The 18,731-nt window shown below is 52.9% G+C and carries 21 protein-coding genes; 7 read left to right on the forward strand and 14 right to left on the reverse strand.

The genetic code is table 11. From position 1 onward, the window contains the following. Positions 1 to 18 precede the first annotated feature (18 nt). The 6 genes from RHH27_RS04235 to RHH27_RS04260 are packed head-to-tail and all read left to right on the forward strand — an operon-like array spanning position 19 to position 5,658. A complete protein-coding gene (locus RHH27_RS04235; protein WP_302677819.1) occupies positions 19 to 1,002 on the forward strand; it encodes an alpha-ketoacid dehydrogenase subunit beta in 984 nt (327 codons plus the stop codon). Between the two features lie 2 nt (positions 1,003 to 1,004). Beyond that, positions 1,005 to 2,435: a protein translocase subunit SecD gene (secD, locus tag RHH27_RS04240; RefSeq protein WP_206201206.1), complete on the forward strand. Its 1,431-nt coding sequence runs from the start codon at positions 1,005 to 1,007 to the stop codon at positions 2,433 to 2,435. Then, positions 2,432 to 3,385: a protein translocase subunit SecF gene (gene secF, locus RHH27_RS04245; protein WP_206201207.1), complete on the forward strand. Its 954-nt coding sequence runs from the start codon at positions 2,432 to 2,434 to the stop codon at positions 3,383 to 3,385. Before secD ends, secF begins: the two co-directional genes overlap by 4 nt. A gap of 6 nt (positions 3,386 to 3,391) precedes the next feature. Then, on the forward strand, positions 3,392 to 4,078 hold the full coding sequence (locus RHH27_RS04250) for a phosphate ABC transporter permease (RefSeq protein ID WP_149820050.1): 687 nt from the start codon (positions 3,392 to 3,394) through the stop codon (positions 4,076 to 4,078). A 45-nt stretch (positions 4,079 to 4,123) separates the two neighbouring features. Continuing rightward, positions 4,124 to 4,846 carry a DUF3120 domain-containing protein gene (locus RHH27_RS04255; RefSeq protein ID WP_225901652.1) on the forward strand — a complete coding sequence of 241 codons (723 nt, stop codon included), beginning with the start codon at positions 4,124 to 4,126 and terminating at the stop codon, positions 4,844 to 4,846. A 44-nt stretch (positions 4,847 to 4,890) separates the two neighbouring features. Then, positions 4,891 to 5,658, forward strand: a complete 768-nt coding sequence (locus RHH27_RS04260) for an E3 ubiquitin ligase family protein (RefSeq protein WP_302678945.1) — start codon at positions 4,891 to 4,893, stop codon at positions 5,656 to 5,658. Between the two features lie 7 nt (positions 5,659 to 5,665). Here RHH27_RS04260 and RHH27_RS04265 read toward each other — a convergent pair whose 3' ends face one another. The 14 genes from RHH27_RS04265 to RHH27_RS04330 all read right to left on the reverse strand — a co-directional run bounded on the left by RHH27_RS04265 (position 5,666) and on the right by RHH27_RS04330 (position 17,351). After that, positions 5,666 to 5,992: a hypothetical protein gene (locus RHH27_RS04265; protein WP_149820046.1), complete on the reverse strand. Its 327-nt coding sequence runs from the start codon at positions 5,990 to 5,992 to the stop codon at positions 5,666 to 5,668. Positions 5,993 to 6,136: 144 nt separating this feature from the next. Further along, entirely contained in the window at positions 6,137 to 6,232 is a 96-nt protein-coding gene (psaM, locus tag RHH27_RS04270) for a photosystem I reaction center subunit XII (protein WP_011056052.1), read from the reverse strand. A 105-nt stretch (positions 6,233 to 6,337) separates the two neighbouring features. Then, a complete protein-coding gene (locus tag RHH27_RS04275; protein WP_206201210.1) occupies positions 6,338 to 6,928 on the reverse strand; it encodes a PepSY domain-containing protein in 591 nt (196 codons plus the stop codon). Further along, positions 6,925 to 8,082, reverse strand: a complete 1,158-nt coding sequence (locus RHH27_RS04280; protein ID WP_206201211.1) for a HAMP domain-containing sensor histidine kinase — start codon at positions 8,080 to 8,082, stop codon at positions 6,925 to 6,927. The genes RHH27_RS04275 and RHH27_RS04280 overlap by 4 nt, the downstream gene beginning before the upstream one ends. Further along, positions 8,083 to 8,532: a hypothetical protein gene (locus RHH27_RS04285; protein ID WP_206201212.1), complete on the reverse strand. Its 450-nt coding sequence runs from the start codon at positions 8,530 to 8,532 to the stop codon at positions 8,083 to 8,085. It lies immediately after the preceding gene. Between the two features lie 209 nt (positions 8,533 to 8,741). After that, entirely contained in the window at positions 8,742 to 8,957 is a 216-nt protein-coding gene (locus tag RHH27_RS04290; RefSeq protein WP_206201213.1) for a hypothetical protein, read from the reverse strand. A gap of 684 nt (positions 8,958 to 9,641) precedes the next feature. Further along, on the reverse strand, positions 9,642 to 10,256 hold the full coding sequence (locus RHH27_RS04295; protein WP_310742772.1) for a glycosyltransferase family 2 protein: 615 nt from the start codon (positions 10,254 to 10,256) through the stop codon (positions 9,642 to 9,644). A gap of 166 nt (positions 10,257 to 10,422) precedes the next feature. Continuing rightward, positions 10,423 to 11,307, reverse strand: a complete 885-nt coding sequence (locus tag RHH27_RS04300; RefSeq protein WP_302676696.1) for a PD-(D/E)XK nuclease family protein — start codon at positions 11,305 to 11,307, stop codon at positions 10,423 to 10,425. 187 nt (positions 11,308 to 11,494) lie between these two features. Further along, positions 11,495 to 12,136, reverse strand: coding sequence for an L-threonylcarbamoyladenylate synthase (locus RHH27_RS04305; RefSeq protein WP_206201215.1), 642 nt, complete (start codon positions 12,134 to 12,136; stop codon positions 11,495 to 11,497). Between the two features lie 181 nt (positions 12,137 to 12,317). Then, the gene (locus tag RHH27_RS04310) at positions 12,318 to 14,675 is read right to left on the reverse strand and encodes a GH116 family glycosyl hydrolase (RefSeq protein ID WP_302678946.1); all 2,358 of its coding nucleotides are present in this window, start codon (positions 14,673 to 14,675) and stop codon (positions 12,318 to 12,320) included. Positions 14,676 to 14,712: 37 nt separating this feature from the next. Further along, complete coding sequence (locus RHH27_RS04315) at positions 14,713 to 15,105, reverse strand: Fur family transcriptional regulator (RefSeq protein WP_206201216.1); 393 nt, start codon at positions 15,103 to 15,105, stop codon at positions 14,713 to 14,715. Positions 15,106 to 15,279: 174 nt separating this feature from the next. Continuing rightward, a complete protein-coding gene (locus RHH27_RS04320) occupies positions 15,280 to 15,462 on the reverse strand; it encodes a hypothetical protein (RefSeq protein ID WP_302678947.1) in 183 nt (60 codons plus the stop codon). A gap of 3 nt (positions 15,463 to 15,465) precedes the next feature. Then, positions 15,466 to 16,749 (reverse strand): folylpolyglutamate synthase/dihydrofolate synthase family protein, encoded by a 1,284-nt coding sequence (locus tag RHH27_RS04325; protein ID WP_315862899.1) that lies wholly within the window; start codon positions 16,747 to 16,749, stop codon positions 15,466 to 15,468. Beyond that, positions 16,719 to 17,351 (reverse strand): MORN repeat-containing protein, encoded by a 633-nt coding sequence (locus RHH27_RS04330; protein ID WP_206201218.1) that lies wholly within the window; start codon positions 17,349 to 17,351, stop codon positions 16,719 to 16,721. The genes RHH27_RS04325 and RHH27_RS04330 overlap by 31 nt, the downstream gene beginning before the upstream one ends. 415 nt (positions 17,352 to 17,766) lie before the next feature. Here RHH27_RS04330 and RHH27_RS04335 point away from each other — a divergent pair, with 415 nt between their 5' ends. Further along, a complete protein-coding gene (locus tag RHH27_RS04335; protein WP_315862916.1) occupies positions 17,767 to 18,591 on the forward strand; it encodes a carbohydrate ABC transporter permease in 825 nt (274 codons plus the stop codon). The last annotated feature ends 140 nt before the right edge of the window (positions 18,592 to 18,731 follow it).

An 18,731-nucleotide genomic window follows, 5' to 3' on the forward strand; every position in this document is an offset into this window, starting at 1 on the left:
AGTGTATGCCGCGCAACCATGGCCGAGACCTTAATGTTTAATGCCCTTCGTGCTGCCATTGATGAAGAAATGGAGCGTGACCCCACAGTGTTTGTGCTGGGGGAAGATGTGGGACATTATGGCGGCTCCTACAAAGTCACCAAAGACCTCTACAAAAAGTATGGTGAACTGCGTCTATTGGATACCCCCATTGCTGAAAATAGCTTTACCGGCATGGCGATCGGGGCAGCAATGACCGGCTTGCGTCCCATTGTCGAGGGCATGAACATGGGCTTTTTGCTCTTGGCCTTCAATCAAATCGCCAACAATGCTGGCATGCTGCGCTACACCTCTGGCGGCAACTTTAAAATTCCGATTGTGATTCGCGGTCCCGGCGGTGTTGGCCGGCAATTGGGGGCAGAGCACTCGCAGCGTCTTGAAGCCTACTTTCAAGCAGTCCCCGGATTAAAAATTGTTGCCTGCTCAACCCCCTACAACGCCAAGGGCTTGCTCAAATCGGCGATTCGTGATCCCAACCCAGTGCTGTTCTTTGAGCATGTACTCCTGTACAACCTCAAGGAGGATATTCCAGAAGAGGAATATCTGCTGCCCCTCAATAAAGCTGAGATTGTCCGCAGTGGCGAAGATGTTACCATTTTGACCTACTCGCGGATGCGCCACCATGTGCTGCAAGCGGTGAAAACCCTTGAAAAAGAGGGCTACGACCCCGAAGTGATTGACCTAATTTCCCTAAAGCCTTTGGACTTTGAGACAATTGGTGCCTCGGTTCGTAAAACGCATCGGGTGGTGATTGTCGAAGAGTGCATGAAAACCGGTGGCATTGGGGCTGAGCTTTCGGCCTCGATTATGGAACGCTACTTTGACGAACTGGATGCCCCTGTGGTCCGCCTTTCCTCCCAAGATATTCCCACCCCCTACAACGGCACGCTAGAGAATCTCACAATTGTGCAACCGCCCCAAATTGTAGCGGCCGTGCAGCAGCTGGTGCAGGGACAGGTCTAACCATGGGTAAATATCGCGGCTGGTTAATTGTCATTTTGGTCTTGCTGATGGCCGCCACGTGGGTGATTGTGCGCACACCGGCGCGGCTGGGCTTAGATCTGCGGGGGGGTGCCCAACTGACGCTGCAGGTGCAAACAACGGACAAGGTACCCCAAATTACGCCCCAAGTGCTGGCGGCAGTGCAAGGGGTGGTGCAACGGCGGATTGATGGCTTGGGTGTTGCCGAAGCTGTGGTGCAAACTGCTGGGGATGACAAGCTCTTGGTGCAATTGCCGGGGGTCACCGATCCTCAGCAGGCGGAACGGATTCTCAAGGGGACGGCACAACTGCTCTTTGCCGCCCAGAAGCCGGGCACAGAGACCCAATTGCAAATTGAGCGGCAACTTCAGTCGCAACTGCTCTTGGAACAGGCGCAACTCTTGGCGGAGCAGGCTCAAAATGCCAATCATCCTGATGCCCTGAAGGAGATTGAGGCAAAGCTGGCCAAAAACCGTGAATCCCTTGAAAAAAGCCAGCAGGCGATCGCCCGCCTCTTCACGCCCTCGGATTTGACAGGCGCAATGCTCAGGGAAGCCTTTGCCAGTCCCGTCGCCCCGGGATCCCCGAACTGGAGTGTGATTGTCCGTTTTGACAGCCAAGGGGCTGAACTTTTTGCCCAACTGACCAAGGAGATTGCTGGCACGGGGCGCAGCCTGGGGATTTTTCTTGACGATCGCCTGATTAGTGCGCCAACGGTGGCGGTGGAATATGCAGAAACAGGGATTGTTGGCGGCAGTGCAGAGATTTCCGGTGGCTTCACTGCCCAAACTGCCAATGATTTAGCCATTCAGTTACAAGGGGGGGCGCTGCCCGTTCCCCTCGAGGTGGTGGAAAACCGCACGGTGGGGGCTTCGCTGGGTCAAGATAGCATTCGCGATAGCCTCTATGCCGGTTTGGCGGGCTTGGTGCTGGTGCTGATCTTTATGGTGGCCTACTACCGCCTGCCGGGATTGATTGCCGATATTGCCCTGATTCTCTACGCCATCTTTACCTACGCGGCGTTTCTGCTGTTTGGGGTGACGCTGACACTGCCGGGGATTGCGGGCTTTATTCTCAGTATTGGTATGGCGGTGGATGCCAATGTGCTGATTTTTGAGCGCACCCGCGAGGAATTACGGGCAGGCAAAACCCTCTACCGTTCCGTTGAATCGGGGTTCGATCGCGCCTTTGCCAGTATTCTCGATAGCAATGTCACCACCTTGATTGCCTGTGCTGCCCTCTTTGCCTTGGGGACAGGGTTTGTGCGCGGTTTTGCCGTGACCCTTGCCATCGGGATCGGCATTAGTATGTTTACGGCGCTGACCTGTAGTCGCACGTTCTTGTTTTACGCCATTAGCATTCCCAGTCTGCGTCAGCCCAATTGGTTCTGTCCAAAACTGGAGAGCTTTCGATGAGCTTTAGTGTCAATCGCCAGCGATCGCTCTGGTGGGGGTTATCCTTAGTAGTCATTCTCAGTGGCCTTGTGGCAATGGCCATCTCTTGGGTGTCCCTAGGGAGTCCCCTGCGCTTGGGCTTGGATTTTATCGGTGGCACACGGCTGCAATTTGAACTGGCCTGTAGCGCTACGCAGACCTGTTCTCAGCCGATTGATATTGATGCGGTGCGTCAAGTGCTTAATCAGCAAGGCCTAGGCAACAGCAGTCTGCAAATTATTGATCAGTACGGGGTGAGTATTCGGACGGTACCCCTCGATGTGGATCAGCGCACTCGCCTCAGTGCTGCCCTCACGCAGAAAATTGGTGACTTTGACCCCCAGAAAACGCAGATTGAGACCGTTGGCCCTACCCTTGGCGAAGAAATCCTGCGATCGGGGTTGCTGGCGCTCTTGGTGTCGTTTATTGGCATTACGATCTATCTCACGCTGCGTTTTCAGTTTGACTATGCCTGTTTTGCCCTTGTCGCCCTTGTCCACGATGTGTTGGTGACCACGGGGGTGTTTGCCATTTTGGGACTCGTGGCAGGGGTGGAAATTGATAGCCTCTTTATTGTGGCGCTGCTCACGATCATTGGTTTTTCTGTGAACGATACGGTGGTGATCTACGATCGCGTGCGGGAAACCCTGAAGCTCAACCCTGACCTCGGCATTAAAGAGGTGGTGGATCAGGCGGTTGTGCAAACCCTTGGCCGCTCGATTAATACCACCCTAACGACCCTACTGCCCCTGATTACGATCTTCATCTTTGGCGGTGACACGCTGCGCTACTTTGCCCTAGCGCTGATCATTGGTTTCACGACGGGGGCTTATTCCAGTATTTTTATTGCCAGTACCCTCCTTGCTTGGTGGCGCGATCGCCAGCCGCCTCGTCCCGCCACGAATACACTGGAGACAACGCCTACGCCCTAACTGGTTGTGCTCATTCCCCTCACCCAAGAAAAAGTCCGTCAATTGGTGCCACTGGTGGCCACGGGTTCCCAGTATCGCTATGTTTGGGGCAAACTTCAGGACTTTCTACGACGCTTAACCTTCTCTGTGGTGGCGGTGGCCATTGTTGCTTTTGGTTTGAATTTTTTAGGGGATAGCACCCAACTGGTTTTGGGTCTGATTGCAGGTCTCTATTGGCTCTGGGCACCGGCAGTGTTGGCCTCATTTCGCAATCGTCGCCATCGGCGGTTTCCCTATGGGGGTTTTTGGCGCGGGCGCGTCTTGGATGTCTATGTCACCGAAGAATTGGTGGGCAAAGAGGAGACGGTGAACGACAAGGGGCAACTGGTGATTATCGAGAACCGTGAACGCTGCTTGAATCTGGAGATTGGTGATAAAACCGGCTTTGAAACCAGAGTGCAGGCCAAGTTACTGCGTCAACATCGAGGGATTCGCCCCGGCGATGCAGCGGAAATGCTGGTTCTCTCCCGTCGTCCTGATCTGGCAGAGATTGAACTGATTTCTGAAGTTTTCCTGCCCCGCCATCGCCTCTGGATTGGCACCTACCCCATTTTGCAGCGGGATGCCTTTATTGATCTATCAGAAACACTGCGGCGCAAAGCGCGTTCAAAAGCCCCTCGGCGATCGCCCCGACCACGACGTTCCAGCCTGTGATACCTTAAAGGAAAGAAATAAAAGTTAACAATTCCTGATATTCCCTTGACTGCTCTTACCTCCCCCTCGGTTTTTCCTGCGCTGCGCCTTGGCTCACGGCTGGCTTGGTTCCTTTTTGGCTTTGCTGCCTTCTTGGTGTCGGTTCCCGTGTTTATTGAAGCGCCCCTCGTGCGGACACAGCCTTGGCTGAGTTTGGCTCTGACGCCGCTGCTTCTAGGTCTTAGTTTCTATCTCCAACGCCAACCCCACTGCCGCTATTGGGGGGAGATGCTCTATGGATTTAGCTGGTGCTGGGGGGCAGGGTCGCTCTACTGGGGATGGTTGCGCTGGGAACCCCTGTGGCACTTGCCCATTGAGGCGCTCCCCATTCCGCTCATGCTCTGGCACCTACGGCAGCGGCAGCAACTGGTGGGGGTGTTCTTTTTTTTGGGTTCTTTTCTGGGCACCGCCATCACCGATGCCTACTTTTACCTGATTGATGTGATCCCCCATTGGCGAGCCATCATGTACCTTGAAGGGGATGTGATTTCCGTTCAGGAGATGCTGGCACAGGCGATCGCCCAAGCCCAGACCTTTAGTGGCCAAGTGTGGGGGGTTCTCTTGAGCCTGAGTTTGCTCCTCATTGGTTTGCTGCCCCTCTTTGAATCCCAGATTCGTCGTGGCTATCCCGCTGTTTTGCCTGTGTGGGGATTTATGGGCGCTGTCTTGAGTACGCTCGTTGTTGATGGTCTCTTTGGCCTCACCATTGGTTTATTATCCTTGAGTTAAGACAGTTCTCTCTAAAACCATCAGAGAGGGATTGAGCGCCAGTCATGGGGGTTATTGCTCACCTTTGCTTAACGGGGTCGGCCTTTCTCTTTGCCCTTGAGGGCTATTATCGGCTGAAGTTAAAGGCAATGAAGGTGGCCAACCCTAGCTCTATTCGTGAGTTACAGCAATGCCAGCAACAGGTGGCTCAGGAAATCGGTAGCGGCAGTTGGCGCGAGTACGTGCAGGTGGTTGGCCAAGTCACCACGTCTCAACCCTTGCTCTCGGAAGTGAAGCGTATTCCCTGTGTTTATTACAAAACAATCATCAGCCGCGAGTATGAAAAAGAGGGGAGCGATCGCCACAATCGTCGAGAACGCCAGTCGGAAATTATTGGCCGCCATGAGCAGTCAACCCTATTTTTTCTGCGAGATCATCAGGAGGAAATTGAGGTAAACCCCCTCGGTGCTGAGATTGAAGCAATGCAGGTCTTAGACGAACTGCGGCCTGCGGATAAACCCCATTCCTTTGCCTTTTCCTTGGGGTTCTTGTCATTGAATTGGCGCTTTGGTAGCACGACGACGCTGGGTTATCGCTATCAGGAGTGGGTGCTGCCCTTGGGGCAACCTGTTTCAGTGGTGGGCATGGCCTCGGATCAGGGGGGGGTACTCCGCCTGCAAAAGCCACAAAAGCGGGGACAAAAATTCATCATTTCCCTGAGTGTTGAGGATCAACTTAGCCAGCAGTACAAGCGGCAAAAACGGAAAATGACTTATGCGTCCCTCAGTGCTGCCCTCTGTGGTGTCTGTGGTTTAGTCTTGGCCTTGTTGTAGGCTGGGCTTAGTCCGGTTCTTGCTTGGGGTTTTTAGGTTGTACCCAGATGATCCGCCGCTGATTAGCAGCAATTAAATTGGCCTCCTCTTGGGCAATGCGCTGCCGTGCTTGGGGTTGGCGATCGCGCTCCTGTTCCAGTTGCAATTCCTTAACTCGTGCCTCCAGCTGCGCCACTTCTGCTTCGAGGGCATGGAGCTTTTGCAGTTGACTGAGTTGATAGGGCACCAGCTTGGCGATCGCCCCTAGGGCAAAGGCGAGCAGGATCAGATTCACTGCAATTTTGGCACCCGCTTCCCAAGCGATCGCAGGAATTTTTCGAGGAGAGTGAACCATGACTAAACCATGAACGGCGAGTTGTCTATCAGTATAAAAAGAAAAAAGCGACCCCTTTGTCTTACCGACAACATCGGGAACCGCCTGATAAATTTTAGTTTGGAGAAATGACGTTATGCAGCCAGTTAGCGATGACAGGTGCAACTACTTGTACAACTCAGTGGACAGCCGAAATGCCAACACCGCAGGTAGCAGCGCAATCACAAGGGCAACGTAAACTTGGGTATCGGTCAGCGCCATGAACAACTCCTTTGTGGAATAACAGTCGCGATCAAGTGCTGTATTTATTACTCCATAGGCGCTTACCTTTGGCAACGCTTGCTCATAGTTTGTAACATTTTGCAGCTAGGTCTCCGGGGTCACCCTAGGACGCCAGTGGGGCAGCCGTCGCAGGAGAGTCAGCATCGAGAGTCCCGTGGCCAGAAGTGTCAGCAAACTCAGACCCACCAAAAGAACATAGAAGGGACGCCCCACCTCGCCCCAATAGGTTCCCTGATGTAGGCTCAGGAAAATCGCCGCCTGTTCTTTGGAGAGGCCAAACCAGTTGCGGCCAAGGCGATAGGCCATTCCCGTCGTGGCACTCACAAGCAAGGGCAATGCTGCAATGGCAGCCAAAAGATGATGCAGCCGCCGTGCTGACCACTGCGCCGGGAGCGATCGCCCCCACAGGAGAGCCAAACCCGTGGCAATGATTCCCAGCAAGCCCAGACCAATGACCAACACATAGAGCGGCACGCCCCATTCCCCCAGATAGCGGCCTTCATGAAGGGTCATCATTGCTCGCCCAAAGTCTTTAGATAGCCCAAACCAACTGCGCCCAAGACGATGGGCGATTCCCGTTGTGGCGGAGATCAATAGGGGTAGGGCAAAGATCACCACAAGGAATTGATGCCCCTGACTGCTGATCTTGGCAAGACGCTGTTTCAGAGCACTCATCGTTCCACCTTCATTGGTAAGGGAATCGTCAGTGTAAAAGCCGTACCGCGATCGCCCTCGTAGGGACTCGTGACCCGCAGACTGAGGCCATAGGGACGCAGCAAATCTTGAGCGATCGCCAACCCCAGACCACTGCCCTCAATCCCACTGTCGGCTTGAATCCCGCGGTAGCCCCGTTCAAAGAGCCGTGACTGCACCTCCAAAGGAATCCCACAGCCGGTATCCCAAACGGTTAATTCTAAGACTGCGGGCGTGAGGGTCAAGCGCAAACCAATGGTGCCGCCTTTGGGGGTGTACTTAAAGGCATTATCCAGCAGATTGCCCACAACCTCCTGAAGCACCCGTTCCTCTAGCCAGATGGGCGGCAGTTGGGGCGGTCTCTCCACGACAAAGGTTTTGCCCTCCATTTCCGCACGGGCTTGGGCGGCGGTGATCAGCGGTGAGAGGGTTTCAGCTAGATCGAGGGGTTTACCCGCAAGGGGTAGGGGCTGGCTGCCCGTGAGGGCGGGAATCTCGTTGCGCTGTTGGCGATAGTCCTCCAACAATGCCATGAGCCGCTCTGTTTCCTTGGCAATGCCTTCGGCGAGAGGGCGCCCTTGGTGATCAGGTTCCAACCGTTTGAGCAGAAGCTTGACAAAGGTGCGAATGGCGGCCACGGGATTGCGCAGTTGATGGAGCAGGTCATCAAAGCGCTGTTGCTGTTGATCCAGTGGGTTGGCAGGGGAGTGGCTGAGCCATTGTTGCCGTTGATCCAAGACGCAGGCGATCGCCAGTGTTTGCGCCACCTGTTGCAATTGTGCCTGCTCTGCCGCCAGCCAAGGACGGTGTTGCCGCTGCGCCACCAGTACCCCCAAGACCCAATTTTGGTACATCAGGGGCAGGATCAGTTGATTGGCCAAGGACGAAACGACCTGTTGAGGGCGATAGCTTAACGGGGTCTCTGCTGCTTGGGTTGGCGGTGGCAGTGTTGGGGGAATTGGTAAGCTCAGGGCTGCTGCTGCCTCTGGATAGACAGCAACGGGAGACCACGAGGGGGAGTCGTTGAGCGTTTCACTCAGATAGACCGCCAGCGAAGAGGCACCCAAGCTATTGACAACAAGTTCTAATTGGGCACGACAGAGGGCAGCAAATTCTTCACTGGCTGGCCAGAGCATCTAGGTAGTCCCCCCGGAGTGACTCAACGCTTGCGGGAGCAGCGCTTGAAAGTCACCACTCCCCCTTGTATATTCTTCCAGCAATTGCTTTTCAAGGGGAAGGAGGTTGGGGTCGGGGTCAGCGTCCTGTTCTTTGAGGGTTTCTTCAATGAGTCCCATCTGCTCCTCTGCTTCAGCAAGGGCACTGAACAGTTCTTCATTGATGGGGGCATTGCCATTTTGACTCACGAGCAACTGGTAGCGATCGCGCAGATCGTTGAGTTCCCGCTGCATCGCCTCTTTTTCAGCCGTGAGCTGCTCTGTCATTTGTTTGTAATATTTGAACGCCATCAGAAAAGGAACAAGCTTCTCCCGCAGCGTCATGTGGTCAATATCAAGTTTGGTATAGCGTTCTGCCAGTTGGCTATAGGCTTGGCACAGACGTAGGTAACGTTGGCTGAGATTATCCATAGGTTATCTAAAGAAGTGGCTGTTGACGCGCTATCCCCTATCATAAACGGGCAGCCCATTGGTCACCATTGTCGCAGCTTCACAAATTGAAACAATGTAAAATAGGTTACAAAATTTCGAGTCTCAACTTACTAGTGATATAATTTCTTAGTTGTTTCACATAAGAGTACTACGCAGAAGTGTTGAATTCTGCAACAAAACTTGACATTCTAAGTGACCAGTAGCTCTGGCGGCCAATCAAGGCTCCAATGCCCTATCGAGCAGCGACGACTGAGTTCCAGTTGCAAATATTGCAACTCGTCCAATAGCTTCTTCCCAAAGTATTCAGGATCACTCAGATGCTTTAGATTTGTCGCTATACGAAACACCGCTTGATTCTCGTCAAAAAATTGAACCACGCGATATTTCTCATGATTGAGCTTCATTCTCATGTTATTCTTGATACGTACAATCAATGAACACTTCCTCTCACTCAAAAGAGTTTACTGGTCAGGGTAATGATGGTTCAATCGATAGGAAACAGCGTCAGACTTGAAGCACAATTTCTCTTTTGAGCTTGAGACATCAGTTGAGTGTAAATCCCCTCAAATAAGCGGGTTGTCTGACTTTTATTGGCTTTGGAAAAAGTGGACATGTCAACCGTAATCCCATGAATGATTCAAGCGATAAAATAAGGCGCTCATGCTAGTTAACCCTTAGTCGAGAATGTCGGTCAACCAGATTTTGAAAAATAATTGAGAGTGCAGGACGGGGTAGTCACAAGGGCTGAGCCGATTGAGAATGGACTTGATAAGAGTTGCAAAAGATGACCTAGTAAGTTGATTATTTTTTCTTATTTTCAGGGAAGAATACGACATTTCTTCTTTTTTTCTTGCCTCTCAAACTATCTTTCAACACTTCTGCATCAGGTGCTGAGATCGCGGGATTCATTTTGCGAAAAATCGGCGATTATTCCTGATCTTCTCGCGTATGATGTATGCCAAATTCAACTTCTCACCTATAATGTATATCAAACTCAATGGGAACAAAGTAATTAGAATAGCTCGTTCAAAACCTGTGCTTAACGAGCTGTAATTTCTTAGTTCTTGAATTTTGAACCCCTCAGAGGATTAGCAAAAGAGCTCCCAAATTTTTGAGGCGAAGTTTTTATTCGTGGTAAGTGTCTGAACACCACTACTCGTGCAGTCTGAATGAATGCGCTTATACAATACTACCCCGTTGTTTCCCCTAATTTCAGCCCGTGCGAGCAACGCATAGATTAAACGCATGTCCGCTGCTGTTTTGGTTGATACAAGAATGTTAAATACATCTACTGAGAATAAAAGATGCCTCGGATGTATGCCGTAAATAGGGTTGGCCTTACCCAAGAAAGCCGGTTCCAGATAGTATTTCAATCTTCGACTGAGTATTGATCCTGTATAGCTGAAATTTCGTCTATTGGCAGGATGTGGCATTGGATTGCTACTGCTATCGATGGTTTGTAATGTGCCAAAGGCGATACATTGAGTGCGAGCAGAGATAGGCAAAAGAATCTCTATCCATCTTGGATCCCACTTATCATCTGCCGCTGCCCCCATAAAATATTCTCCCCTTGCCTCATCCAGCACATACTTGAAATTCGCTGCCGCGCCCAAATTCTGGGCTTGTCGCACGTAGCGAATCCGTTTATCCTTAGCGGCATATTCCCGACAGATGGCTTCCGTTTCATCGGTTGAAGCATTGATTGTAGGTACCTAGAGAGCAACAGCCACTCAACTGACCTGAACTACAAAAACTGATAAAGATGTGCTGCAGCCAAGTCATGCTGTAGGGCTCGTAAATACAGGTGCGGGATTCCAATGCTCCAAGCCTGGCCTAGTGGTGGGGCATTTTCACCCGCATTATCGTTTATTACAAGCCCTCCACTGAGTCGGCATAACTATAGAGTTCAATCCCTAGCGCCTCAGCCACAGGTCGTGCACGCGGATCAACCATTGGCGAAATCACAATTTTGCGGTCAATTTGGCGCTGGTGATGCCGCGCATAGAAATTCACCTTACGGTCAAAAATATACATCCCTGCCTTATCAATAGAAGATTTGATTTCACAGGCAATGGTTAAGCCATTTTTGATAATCAAGTCTAGCTCCACCTGATCAGGGCGGCCAAAGACTTCACCCTCATGGTCGTAGAGGGTTAAGTTCAAAACCTCAACCCCAAAGGATTCCGTCAAAATGCCAGCGAGGGCGTTGCGAAAGCTGGTTTCTGAAGCAATTCCCCAGCGAGCACCAAGGGCACCAATTGTACTGTCAAACCGCTTGTCAAGACGCCGAATCTCTGCAAGTTGCTCATGCCACTTGCGATCCTGTTCTTCCCAACGCTTGGCCTGTTCCTGCCAGCGGCGATCCTGTTCTTCCCAACGCCGAACCTGTTCTTGCCACTTGCGGTCTTGCTCTTCCCAACGCTTGGCCTGCTCTTGCCAGCGGCGATCCTGTTCTTCCCAACGTCGAACCTGTTCTTGCCACTTGCGGTCTTGCTCTTCCCAACGCTTGGCCTGTTCTTGCCAGCGGCGATCCTGTTCTTGCCACTTGCGGTTCTGTTCTTCCCAACGCTTGGCCTGTTCCTCGCGATCGCGCTGTAGTTCCGTGAGGATACGGTCAAACTTGATATCTGCCTCACGGCGAGGCAAAGAAACGTCCAAGACCGTGCGCAGGATGAAATCTCTCAAGCTGGGGTCTTGAGCCACAAGCTGCGGTAGCTCACGCTGAATGAGCGCAATAATTTCTTCTCGCTCCATTAAAACTGGCTATTATGAGATGACCTGTAACCCCATTCTAAAGATTTCCGCTTCAAAAGGATGACTACACCCTCCCTGCTATCTTTAAGTCTATTTCGGCTGATCTTTCATCATAGCTCCCGCTTCAGGTTCTGGTCGGTCGTACATAGTGGGGAGTCAAAGGGGCTACTTCTCAAATGAACTATATCTACTTCATTAAATGGGAGGGCAAAATAATATGGGGCAAGATGGGTCGTAAGTCATCCACCGATACAGGACCAAAGTTCATGATTGTTGGGTATGCCAGCGTAAAGTCCACGAGTGTGCCCCGCCGCCCATAGCGACAGCGGCCGCCATCCACAATCAGCGGTACCTGCTCGCCGTAGTATTTTTGGGCATCCTCAAAGTTGACAATCAGTTCCGTTCCCACCTTGACCGTTGCTGCCACTAAAAAGAAGGGCAAAGCCCCCACTAGATCGTAAATGAACTGGTCGGGACAGGCCAGATAAACACAGTTAAACCCCTGCATAATTTGTGGATCGAGGTGGGGTTTACCCTTGACAATCATGGTCACAGGATAGGGAAAGTGATCCACCATGGTTTTAGCATCTCGAGAGAGTTCTGCCACTTCAGCAGCGCGATCGCTCCGCGTGAGAATAGCCAGAGGTTGCTCTGTACTAAAGTGTTTGAGACGGCGTAGGTTCGCTATTGCCCTTGGGCTGGTGCCATTCACCACAAAGCTATAGACGGTAGCCATGGGCAAAATAATCACTTCTTCTTGCTGTAAATAGCGCTCAATAGTGGCAAAGCTAGTGGGATGGGCAGCTAGCGATCGCGCTAAGGGGGTCATGGTGCGTACTCCAGAACCAGTGAAAAGCTATTGTTTCTTGATCTTGAGCCTACACCCTATGACCTTTAGAGGGAATTGAGGAAAGATAAGATGTGATGATGAGACGGATAAGGCGATCGCAGGGAGTGCAGTTTCAATTACCCTAGAAAACTGAAACAATGTAAAATAGGTTACAAAACTTTTAGGTGGCTCGTGATCCCCGGCTGACGAGAGCCAGTGCCCAGATGGCCATCGGTCGCAGGTACATACAGGCACGGAACGTCCCATTGGCCGTAATCGCCTCCGGTGTACGAAATTGCAAACCATTGTCGTAGATTTGCCGTACCACCACCTCGGCTAAGCGCCATGCTTCGCGGGTCATACCCCGCAGCCACAAAAAGGCGGCCAAGCCAAAGTTAATCCCTGTCCAGACTTCAAGGGGATGGGTAGCGTAGGGGTTTTCGGGTTGACCATTGGGCAATAAACCGTTGGCGGCACCCAACTGGCCATTGTGAAATTCGAGAAAACAGATGTCGTAGATTTTTCGCAGGGTGCGATCGCAACAGTCTGGGGGCACAATATCCGCCAAACCCAAGAGTTGGGCATAGAACTGACCGCAGAGCTGATCCGCCATGATCACATCGGAACCACTGCCGGTATCGAGACGATAGTACTCGCCATTCCACAGCAGTTGATGGTAGCGGGGGCGAGCTTGCTTGAGCCACTGGCGGTAGGTCTCCACCTGCGGTTGTTGGAGAATCGTGCCGAGGGCGATCGCTGCCTCGAGGGCTGCCAACCACAAGCCACCACAGTAGGCACTGACCCCCTGTAGCTTCCAGTCATCGTAGGTTTGATCCGGGGCACCGCCATTTTCTGGCAGGCCATCGCCATCGCGATCAAATTGTTTCAAATAGGCCAAGGCCGCCACCACTGCCGGCCAGCATTCGCGCGCAAACTCGAGATCCGTCTGCCCAGTAAACAAAAAGTCGCGATAGACCAAAAGGACAAAGTCAGAAGCTAAATCCTTCCAAAGATTGCAGTCCTGATAAGCAGTGTAGTTCGTCCTTTCCCAAGGATGCTCATTGGGCGCACCGAGATCGTGGGGTACAGCATTGGCCAGTTTGCGAGGGGCTTTGTAGGCGGTTTCGGGGTCACCGCGATAGAAGTAGCCAATGATTCTCCGGGTGGGATCAGCGGTGGGAATCGCCCGCGCAAAGGCACGCATTACGGATTTTTCCAGTTCTGGCCACAGTTGCAGCAGGGCAAAGGAGCCATAGAGCCGCACATCCAGACTTTCATACCAGCGGTAGTCAAGGCATTCTAGAACGGCGAACTGCCCCACGGGGTCGCGATCGCTGGCGGTACTCCAAAGCGTTCCACCACTACTGAGGACGTACAGCTCATTGCACAGAGCCATCTTGAACCAGTCGGGCCAATCGGGGTGGGTGAGAATTGGCGCTTGCCAAGTGCGAATCTGCTGTTGCCATTCCTTGTAATGCTCTAGGCCACGGGCGGCAAGGGTGATAGCATTGGTGCCACTGCGATCGCAAAAATCCGTGTAGCGACGGTAATAGATCACGCCCTTACCAAACTCAGTCACAGGAAAGTCCCACGCCAAGACCACGGGAATTTGTTTTGTTTGCCTAGGTGCCAAGGCAAAGCGCACCGCAAAGGCGGCGGCCACCTGTTCTCCCGCTGCCGCTGGGGTTGGATCATTGACAATTGGTAGGGAACCATCCCCCGAAAATGATTGCCACAGTTGTGCCCCATCCCCCTCTGGCTGCCAGCGACTACAGCCAAAAAACTCACCAAGGCCTGTGGGAACCAATGCTGCCCATTCACCATCGCCTTCTTGGGGTGGGTTCGGGTGGGGCGTACGGCGCAGTCGCCAACCTTGGTAGGACTCCGTTTGAATCAGTTCATTAAAATTGCCGTCACTTTGACCCCAAGGGGGCATGTAGGTATAGACGGGGCTGCCATCATCGCGGATTTCAATGGCAGAGGAAGGGGTGGTATTGCGAAACCAACCGACGGTATTTTGCCACGAGAACATCAAGCTGAGGGTGAGGGGCTGATCCGTGGGATTGCTAAACGTCCACAGAAACACTGCCACGGGGTAACTGGTTTCTTGGTAGTTGTGGGGCAGAATCGGTGAAAACTGTTCGCAGGTGATCTCAGCCTTAAAGACCCCCTCATAGACAAACCAACTGCGGGGATAGCGGGCAGCGTAGATACCTTTGCCAGCCGGATACCATTGCCAAGTGCTGAGGCGGCCATCGCTAGGGGGAGTCCCTAGGGCATAGGCCTGTGTCTGCTCTCCCTGCTCAAAAAGACTAAATTGACAGGCCGCTAGGGTGCCAAAAATGTGCTCTCCGCCGTCAATATGCCAGAAATTAAAATCCCCAGCAGAAGAACGGCCAATGCAACCTGCGCCAAACCCCCCCAGCGGCATGCCATGCCAAGGGCCATCGTCTAAATTGCTGGCATAGCGAACGCGGTAGGGATTTTCCCAGCCTTGGGCGATCGCCCGTGTCCAGGTACAGTTGGCAAATTCAATCACACCCTTTCTGAAGACCTGTCTGATCCAGAATACCCTTTTAGCGCTGCACCGTCACTTGGCACTTGGCACAAAGACCGAAAAACTCAAGGGTATGGTAGAAAATCTCAAAATGGTAGGACTGTTGTAGCTCAGCTTCTAAGTGCTGGACTGGGCAGCAGTTAATCTGAATCGATGCCCCACAGTGCAAACAGGTGAGGTAGTGTTGATCCTGCTGCACGAGGCTATAGACCAATTCGCCACTGGGCAACGCCCGTGCTTGCACCTCACCATTGATGCGCAGACTATCGAGGGTGCGATAAACCGTTGCCAGTCCTAGGGGAGTTTGCCGCTGCCGTAGTTCCAAAAATAGTTCCTGTGCCGAGAGCGCTCGGCCACTGGCTCTAAGGGCATCGAGAATAATGACTTGGCTACGGGTGCGTCGCGGCGGCATAGCAATAGGACAACATTACCTTGATTTTACCGTTCCGCTCCGGTGGCAGATGGCAAAAAATAGCAATCATCCCATCCCACGCATTTTCACCAAGGTCAACATCCCGCAGATCGCAGTGATAGGTAGTAATGGCGACTCCCCGTTCTTGAGCAAGGCGCTGGGCTTTCGCCAGTCCTAGGCATTCACAGCCGTGACGGCATATCCCTGCTGAGCAAGATAGACGGCATTACGCCCTTCCCCTTCGACGAGGGAGAGAATTTGCCCTTGGGGCACAAAGTCATGGGCATGGGCTTTGAGGAAATCGTTTGGCTCTGTGCCGTAGAAATAAGTGTCTCCTTGAAAGGGAGTGTCCCACATCAATTATGAGTTCTTTCCCAAAACGCCAGCAATTAAGTAAAGGGAGCCACAGACCACACAGCGATCGCCTGCCCTATCGAGTGCCTCAGTCACCTCCTTAAAAAGACGGCATTCCCCTAACTCAGGGCAACAGGTGTAGGCAAGTGCCTTCAAGTCCTCTAAGTCAGCGCTAGCGTGATCCAGTACGGGTACCAACCACAGGCGATCGCCCCCTCGCAGGAGATGTTTGAGAATCCCCTCATGATCCTTATTGGCGAGCATCCCCACCACCCATGTCACCTCTGTCCAGCCCAGTTGATCCACGTATTGCCGTAGGTAGGCGGCGGCAGGAGCATTGTGGGCACCATCAATGAGCAGTTTGCGCCCTTGCCACTGTAACCATTGCAGTCGTCCCGGCCAGCGGGTTTGTGCCATTCCCTGTTGAATCGCTTCTCGGGAAATCTGCCAGCCTTGAGATTGTAACTGTTGTAGCGTGGCGATCGCGATCGCTGAATTGACCAACTGCATTTCTCCAGCCAAGGGCAAAGGGTACTCCATCCCCCTCCAAATCGCCCATCCCGGCCGCTTTGCACACCACTGGGCTGGTTCTGGCCAGATCGCTGGGCACCCCAAAGCTTCCAAACGCTGCGCAATCACCGCCTCTGCCTCGGGGGGAACAGGGCCAATGACGGCTGGCACGCCCGGCTTGAGAATACCTGCTTTTTCGCCAGCGATCGCCCCCAAGGTATTGCCCAACCGCTGCCAATGATCCCAACCGATGGAGGTAATCACACTCACCAAAGGGGGCTGACATACATTGGTGGCATCCAAGCGCCCCCCCAAGCCCACCTCTATCACCGCCACATCCACCCGCTGCTGGGCAAAATACAACCATGCCGCCGCCGTGATCACTTCAAACTGACTGGGGGGATAAGCCACCTGTGGCAGTACCGCTTCAATGTGTTGAATCAAGGTCAAAAAGACCTCAGGGGCAATGGGTTCACCATCGACACAAATGCGCTCACACCAACTCAACAGATGGGGTGAAGTATAACGTCCCGTGCGATAGCCCGCCGCCCGCAAAACACTATCCAAATAGGCACACACCGACCCTTTGCCATTTGTCCCCGCAACGTGGATCAAGGGCACCTGTAACTGGGGAGACCCCAAAGCACTCAGCAGCGCTTGGATGGGTTCAAGGCCAAGGCGCACCCCAAAGCGGGCGTAGGGACTTAGCGCCGCCGTCAGCGGATCACTCACAGCCTGATTGAAGCAGATTAGCGGGGTTCGCGGCGACCATTGCGCCATGTGGCCACAATGCGGGAGCCATCCGGTAGCGTAAAGACCCCCTGTCCTTCAAATAAGCCATTGCGAAACTGTCCGGCATAGCTTGTGCCATCTCCGAAGGAGAGCGTTCCAGTTCCATGATACTTGCCCGCTAGAAACTGCCCCTCATAGCGGGTACCGTCGGGAAAGGTGAGCACCCCCTCCCCATGGTATTGACCATTGAGAAACGTGCCCTCGTAGCGTTGACCATTGGCCAGTTGGAGAGTGCCCTTGCCATTGAAGATGCCATCCACAAACCCCCCTTCGTAGCGTCCCCCATCGGCATAGGTGAGCACCCCCTGACCGTGGTAGCGGCCATTGCGAAATTCCCCTTCATAGCGGTTGCCATTGGCCATTGTGAGGATACCTTGGCCATTAAAGCGACCATTGAGCAATTCCCCTTTGTAGGTGCTGCCGTCGGGAAGTGTCATGGTAACATCCCCGGTGACACGCCGCCCTTCATAGACGGCAATTTGGGCAGTTACAGGAGCTAAGTGCAGGGTTGCACATCCTAAACCAACAAGGCAAGAACTCATCACCCAGCGGTAAATAACAGCAGGATTTGGGTTGTACAGATGAGTCATTACTGGACACTCCACAAGGGTGGACAATTGCAACTTCTCTAACTGGCACAGCTTGTCTCCTATGCAAACTTGGGGAGGAAACTCAAAGCTTTGTCTTGGAATCGGTCTCTGTGCCTGCAGCACTTTGAATAAGCAAGTCCTCAGGAGGGTGGTCAAACACTCTCTTGCGAGACGCAAAGGGTGGTATAGTGCTCCCTTGATAGCGTCTTGAGCAAAATCTTGATTGCAAGGATGTCCTCAAGCGCCCTCCCAACCCCCTGAGTGGGGCAGATAAATCTCTATGAAAGGGGGAAGGAGAATGTACCTCACTGGCAGTTAAAGCAGGGATGAGGGAGAATTGGACATGCAGCTCTCAAGAGGCTGGCTTTCCGAAGGGCGCAGGGTTTTGTTTGGGGAGCGGAAGGTTGTGGATGGGCTGAAACGGCTCTTGGGCAGGGGTCACTCCTTGGGGTTGACCCTAGTATTGACATTGGGGGCGTTGCTGGTTCTCAGCCCCCTACTGGTGGTGCTCTGTACGTCGGGCTGGCCACCGGGAACCCTACCTACCCAATTGTTGCCACCCCAAGGCTGGACATGGCAGAGCTATCAGGCAGCATGGCAGGAGGGACACTTTATCTTGGCCTTTGCCAACTCAACGTTTGTGGCTTTAGCGGTAACGGCGCTCCAGTTGGTGACCTCAGCCCTAGCGGGTTACGCCCTTGCGCGACTTTCGTTTCCGGGGCAACAGACGATTTTGCTGCTGATGCTGGCAACCCTAGTGATCCCATTTCAACTTTTGGTGATCCCAATTTTCCTCATCCTCAAGGCGGGTCATCTGATCAATACCTATGGCGCCTTGATCTTGCCGACGGCGGCCAATGGCTTTGGCGTCTTTTTGATGCGGCAGTTTTTTCTCACATTGCCCGTTGCCCTTGAGGAGGCAGCCCTCTTGGATGGGGCAAATCGCTGGCAAGTCCTCTGGCATATTCTCTTGCCCCTGAGCCGACCGGCCTTGGTCACACTCTTTATCTTTACCTTTATTGGGGAGTGGAATGACCTCTTTAAGCCCTTGGTCTTTACCACTAAGCCAGAACTGATCACAGTGCAGCTTTCCTTGGCCAGTTTTCAGGAGCAGTTCACCAATGATTGGCCGTTGATGATGGCGGCGGCGGTGATTGCCACTGTGCCGGTGATGATTTTGTTTATTTTGGGTCAGCGGCAACTGATTCGCGGCATTGCCACGACGGGACTAAAGAGCTAAAGTTCCGTTCGGAAAACCGTACTGCAACAGGAGTTGCGATCGCCAACCGTCTCTCGCTACATTAGCACTCGAAGGGTGAGAGTGCTAAACAACTGCAAGTGATGCTCTTGCCCCCCAAAAACTGCGCGATGAGCCGTGCA

This window comes from Thermosynechococcus sp. PP555 (assembly GCF_031583225.1).
Classification (GTDB): Bacteria; Cyanobacteriota; Cyanobacteriia; order Thermosynechococcales; family Thermosynechococcaceae; genus Thermosynechococcus.